Consider the following 6291-nt stretch of genomic DNA (forward strand, 5'->3'; position numbering starts at 1 on the left):
GGACGGTGCGTTCCCCCAATTCCTTTGGAGCGGTGACCGGGCATGGCTCACACCAGAAGACTCAGAGTGCCGGCCGCGGTCGCGGTCGTGACGGCACTGTCCTTCACACTGCTCGGGGCCGAGGCGCCGACGGTGGCCGGGGCCGGGGCGAAGGGCGATGCCACCGGGGTGGCGCTGCTGCCCGCCGAGGCCGGGGCCGCCGACCGGCCGGCCTGGCCGGCCGGGTCGTTCGGCGCTGCGGCGGCCCGCACCGGGGACGCCGCGCACGCCGCGTCCGCGGCCGGGCCCGCCGACGGCGCGACCCTGACCGGAGTCCGGCCGGAACTGATCGCCGCGCGCCAACGGGGCGCCGTCGCCCATGAGTTCGTGATCGCCTCCGGCGACACCCCGCGCACCGGACAGGTCACGTCCTCGGGCTGGGTCAAGTCATCTCGCTGGCAGGTTCCTGCGGGACTCCTGAAGGACGGCGGCCGGTACACCTGGACCGTGCGGAGCAAGGACCGCTCCGGCCGGGTCGGCGCGGACGCCGCCGCCCGCACGTTCACCGTGAACCAGCGGCTGGGGGCGCAACAGGAGGGCGGCCCGGTCCCCACCGACACGCTCGGCCCGGTCGCCGTCAACCTGGCGACCGGCAACGCGACCGTCTCCGTCAACACCGCCCAGGTACCGACCGGTTCGGCCCCCCTGGGGGCCACCTTCACCTACAACTCGCAGGCCGTGGGCACGGCGGCCGGACTGACCGGCTCGTACTACGCCGGTGACGCGATGTCCCCGATCGCCGCGGCCGACAAGCCCCGGACCGTACGGACCGACGCGCGCATCGACTTCCGCTGGGGCAGGCAGGCTCCGCACCCGGGCGCGGAGCCCGGCGCGGCGTTCCGTGTCGCCTGGGCGGGGAAGCTGTCCGTGCCCGCCGACGGGACCTACCGGCTGGGTGGCACCTACGACGGAGGGCTCAGGATCCTGGTCGACGGTGAACCGGTCCTCGACGACTGGCGGGGTGCCGAGGCCGGCGACCGCCCGGCGTACGGCGACGCGCTCAGGCTCAGGGCCGGGCGCGCGTACACCATCGAGGTCGAGTACCGCCGGCAGGCGGCCGGCGGGCAGGTCGCGTTGTGGGCCGCCGGGGCCGGGCACGCCACTCCCGTCCCGGCGTCCTGGCTGCGGCCGGCCGGCGCGGTCCTCCCGCCGGGCTGGACCGTCACGCCCGCCGCCACCGGACCGGACACCGGGAGCGCGGCCAACGCGGACGCCGCGCAGGGCTCGCCGGGATCCTCCCCGGTCGCCGCGGGCTCCGCGCCGACGTCCGGCGCCGACTCCGGCACCGGGGCCCTCACCGGCACGGGCGCGGGCGCGCCCGGCCCGCAGGCACGGCGGAAGGACTCGGCCGCGGCCGGCGCCGACGAGCGCGGGGCCACCGGGTCCGCCGCCACCTTCGAGAGCCCGGCCGCCGGCATCGAGGCCGCCGAGGACGAAGGGCTCAGGTTCTTCTACGCGGGCAGCCAGGAGTGCGCCGACAGCGCGGCCCCGGCGGGCCATGTGTGCGCCGTCCGCGTTCCCGGCGCCGGCACCACCCGACTGCACTACCGGAACGGCAAACTGAGCCGCTTCGTCAACCCCGGCGCGGAGACGACCGACTTCGGCTACACGTCCGACCACCGGCTCACCACCGTACGGCCGCCGCTCGTCATGGACTGGATCGCCGCGGGCGCCGGGCGCGACACCGAGGCCGCCCAGTACCGCATCGACTACCGGCGGGACTCCGCCGCGGTGCACCGGGTGACCGGACCGGACCCGCTCGGCACCACCGCCCGCACCGACCGGCGGCCGGAGCGCACCTACACCCCCACGCCGGGCGCGACGGAGGTCGCCGTCGCGGGCGTGAGCACCCGTCAGGGCTGGACGCGCAAGGTCACCTACGACACCGCGGGACGGCTGGAGTCCGACACCGACGGCACCCGGCGTACCACCAGGTTCACCTGGACGGCCGCCGACCAGCCGCGGACCACGACGGACCCGGCGGGCCGCATGACCACGACGGTCCACGACGAGTCCGGGATGGCGACCGGCTCGTACGGACCGGGTCCGCGCAAGTGCTTCGGCCCGGACCTGCGGCCGATCGGCCCCGCCCCCGAGGGCTGCGCCAGGATCCCGGCGCAGACGACCACGCTCTCTCCGGCCGGTCTGACGACCGAGCGCCAGGACTCCGACGGGGTGCCGCACCTGACCACGCTGACCCGGCTGAACGAGCTGGGGCTGCCCGACGCGCTGGTGACCGACCCCGAGGGCCTCGCCCTGACCACCGGCTACGAGTTCGACGAGTCCTTCCGCCCCGTCGCCGAGATCCTGCCCGGCGGCGCCCGCAAGACGTACAGCTTCTACGGGGCGACGGAAACCGCGGACAACCCGTGCACCGCGGAGAGCGACCCGGCCGCCCAGCGTGGCCTGCCCAGGTCCATCGCGCTGCCCGCCTCGGCCGACGGGTCCGCCCGGGTCGAGAAGTTCGTCTTCGGTGCCCGCGGCCTGCCGGTCGCGGTGAACTTCGGCGGACCCGACTGGACCTGCGTCGAGTACGACGCACGCGGCGTGATCACCCGGATGTCCATGCCGGGCAACTCCAGCCTCCCCGCGTGGAGCGTCGCGTACGACAGCGCCTACCGCGGCGACCCGCTGACCATGAGGGCGACCCAGCACGACCACTCCATGACCAACACCGTCGACCTGCTGGGCCGCACCGTGAGCTACACCGACGGCCAGGGCACCCGCACGCAGACCGGGTACGACCGGGCCGGCCGGGCCGTGCTCAGGACCATGACACCGCCGTCCGCCGCCGACGCCCCACAGGTCGAGCGGACGCGGTACGACGCCGCGGGCCGGATCCTGTCGGTCGTCCTCGACGGCAGGCGGCTGGCCTCGGCCGGCCACGACGCCGCCGGCGCACTGCGGGACGTGCGCTACGCCAACGGAACCCGGCTCGTCGTGCTCCGCGACGAGGCCGGACGGATCACCGCCAAGAACTGGGTCCTCGCCGACGGGACCGAGCGGCCCACCCGCGTCACCCGCTCGCAGTCGGGCACCGTGGTGGACGAGTCGGTGGCCGGCGCGGACGCCCGGCCCGACGGACCGAACTTCCGGTACGACGCGGCGGGCCGGCTCGTGCGGGCCTGGTTCACCGGCCACGAGTACGGCCGGGACTTCACCGCACAGGCACCGGCCGACTGCCCGGCCGGCACCCGCGCGGGCGCCGGCGCCAACGGCAACCTCGTCCGCCTGACCGACCGCACGGCCGCGGGCACCAGCGTCACCGGCTACTGCTACGACGACGCCGACCGGCTGCTCGCGACCACCGGCGACAACCCCGTCACCGGCCCGGCGTACGCCCTCAACGGCCACCTCACCGGATACGACACCGGCCCGACGAAGCTGACGCAACGCCAGGACGCCGCCGAACGCTATCTCGGCGCCACCGTGACCGGGCCCGACGCGGCGGACGTCAGGTACACCAAGGACATCGCGGACCACCTCCTGGCGCGCACCGCCACCACCGCCGACGGCACCGAGCGTCTCGGCTACGGCCACACCGACATGACCGACACGGCCTTCGACCTGGTGCTCGGCGCGGACAAGCGGCTGCTGTCCCGGGTGATCGGCCTGCCGGGCGGTGTCGTCCTGTCGGTCAAGGGCGAGGCGTACGCCGGCGGGCGGACGACGTGGAGCCTGCCGACGGTCCGCGGCGACCTGTTCCTCGTCGCCGGGGACACCGGCCGGCAGCAGGGCGACCTCCATCGGTACGGCCTCTACGGCGAGCCGCTCCGGGCGGACGGCACGGTCGACACCGGGCATGTGCCGGACAACCTGCCCGGCGACTTCGACTACGGGTGGCTGGGCCAGTACCAGGTGGGCACCGAGCACCAAGGCGCGCTCTACAACGTCGTGCTCGACACCCGCGTGCTGAACCCCGCCTTCGGCCGCTTCTCCGCCCCGGTCGCGGGCGGCCCCTTCCTCAACCCCTACGAGTACGCGGCCGGTGACCCGGTCAACCACACGAGCATCAACGGCTACGACCTGGACGTGGAGAAGGAATGATGAAGACGCCCTTTACGGACGCCGACACCGACGTACTGGAGCACCACGGCACCCGTCTGGTGCGGGTGCGGCCCTCCGCGGGCGGCGATCACCGCGCCTGGTTCTCGGCCAACACCGAGGCGCTGCGCTCGGCGATGTACGAGCACGCGGCGGTCATGGTCAAGGACAGCGGGATCGTTCAGCAGGCCGAACTCGCCGAACTCGCCGAGGAGATCGGCGGCCGGACCCTGGAGTACAACGAGCGCTCCACGCCGCGCAGCCGGGTCACCGGCAAGGTCTACACCTCCACCGAGTACCCGCAGGACCAGAGCATCCCCCAGCACAACGAGAGCGCCTACTCGGAGAACTGGCCGCACAACCTCTTCTTCTTCTGTGCTCTCGCCGCGCAGAGCGGCGGGGAGACCCCGGTCGCCGACAGCACCGCCGTGCTCGACCGGCTCCCGGGCGACCTGGTCCGGCGGTTCGAGGACAAGGGCGTGCTCTACACCCGTACGTACCGCACCGGGATGGGCCTGTCCTGGCAGGAGGGCTTCCAGAGCGACGACAAGGGCTACGTCGAGAGCTACTGCGCCGACCACGGCATCGAGACGCAGTGGGACGGCGACGTACTGCGCACCCGTCAGCGCCGGCCCGCGGTGATGACGCACCCCGTGACCGGTCAGAAGGTCTGGTTCAACCAGGCCCACCTCTTCCACGTGCACGCGCTGCCGGAGGCGGTCCGCGAGGGGCTGCTGGAGATCTGCGGGATGGACGGACTGCCGCGCAACGCCTACTACGGTGACGGCACGCCGATCACCGCCGACGAGATCGGCACGATCCTCGGCGTGTTCGACGAGACCACGCTGGCCGAGCCCTGGGGGACCGGCGACGTGCTGATGATCGACAACCTCCTCACCTCCCACGGCCGCCGTCCCTTCACCGGCGACCGCAAGGTCCTGGTGGCCATGACCCAGCGTGAGGCGGCCGGGGCATGACCACCGCCACGATGACGCTGAGCGCCATCGACCTCACCGCACCGCAGACCTTCCTGGACCACCAGGACGAACTGGTCTCCATGTGGCGGCAGTTCAGGTCGCAGAGCCCGGTCCACTGGCATCCCGTCGAAGGACGTCAGGTGCCCGGCTTCTGGGTCGTGTCGCGCTACCGGGACGTCATGGAGGTCTACCGGGACAACAAGCGGTTCACCTCCGAGCGGGGCAACGTCCTCGCCACCCTCCTGGAGGGCGGCGACTCGGCGGCCGGGCAGATGCTGGCCGTCACGGACGGTCGGCGCCACCGGGAGCTGCGCAACCTGCTGCTCAAGGCCTTCGCGCCACGCGTCCTCGAATCCGTCGTCGACGCGGTGCGCCGCCGGGCCGACCGCCTGGTGCGGGAGGCCGTCGCCCGTGGGGAGTGCGACTTCGCGCAGGACGTCGCGGAGCACATCCCGATGGCGACCATCGCCGATCTGCTCGGTGTCCCCGCCGCCGACCGGGACTATCTGCTCTCCCTCACCAAGCAGGCCCTCAGCGCCGAGGAGGCCGAGCAGTCGGCCGAGGAGGCGCTGGTCGCCCGCAACGAACTCCTCCTGTACTTCTCCGAGTTGGCGGAGGAGCGTCGGGAGGACCCGCGTGACGACGTGGTGAGCGTGCTGGCCACGGCCACCATCGACGGCGAGCCGCTCACCGAGCAGGAGATCGTCTTCAACTGCTACAGCGTCATCATCGGTGGAGACGAGACCAGCCGGCTGTCGATGATCTGCGCCGTGAAGGAGCTGATCGAGCACCCCGAGCAGTGGCGCCGCCTGAAGTCGGGCGAGGTCGCGACCGAGAGCGCGGTCGAGGAGGTGCTGCGCTGGGTCACCCCCGCCATGCACTTCGGCCGCAGGGCGCTCACCGACGTGGAGATCGGCGGCCGGACGCTGCGCGCCGGAGACGTGGTCACCCTCTGGAACAGCTCGGCCAACTACGACGAAGAGGTCTTCGACCGGCCTGACGTCTTCGACCTGGCCAGGACCCCCAACAAGCACGTGTCGTTCGGTTATGGGCCGCACTTCTGCCTCGGCTCCTACCTGGGCCGGGCGGAGATCCACGCCCTGCTGACCGCGCTGCGCACCCACGTCGCGGAGATGACGCCGACCGCCCCGGCCCGGCCCATCCACTCCAACTTCCTGCACGGGTACAGCAGTCTGCCCGTCTCCCTGCGCGCGGCTCCGTAGGCCACCCC

The 6291-nt window shown here is 73.2% G+C and carries 3 protein-coding genes; all 3 read left to right on the plus strand.

What is annotated here, in order from left to right:
- Positions 1-42 precede the first annotated feature (42 nt).
- Genes Q4V64_RS36810 through Q4V64_RS36820 form a run of 3 tightly spaced genes read left to right on the plus strand, consistent with a single transcriptional unit; the run spans position 43 to position 6283 of the window.
- Entirely contained in the window at positions 43-4086 is a 4044-nt protein-coding gene (locus Q4V64_RS36810; RefSeq protein WP_124445764.1) for a PA14 domain-containing protein, read from the plus strand.
- On the plus strand, positions 4083-5060 hold the full coding sequence (locus tag Q4V64_RS36815) for a TauD/TfdA family dioxygenase (RefSeq protein ID WP_124445765.1): 978 nt from the start codon (positions 4083-4085) through the stop codon (positions 5058-5060). The genes Q4V64_RS36810 and Q4V64_RS36815 overlap by 4 nt, the downstream gene beginning before the upstream one ends.
- A complete protein-coding gene (locus Q4V64_RS36820) occupies positions 5057-6283 on the plus strand; it encodes a cytochrome P450 (RefSeq protein WP_124445766.1) in 1227 nt (408 codons plus the stop codon). Before Q4V64_RS36815 ends, Q4V64_RS36820 begins: the two co-directional genes overlap by 4 nt.
- The last annotated feature ends 8 nt before the right edge of the window (positions 6284-6291 follow it).

Origin of the sequence: Streptomyces sp. NL15-2K (assembly GCF_030551255.1) — a bacterium.
Taxonomy (GTDB): domain Bacteria; phylum Actinomycetota; class Actinomycetes; order Streptomycetales; family Streptomycetaceae; genus Streptomyces.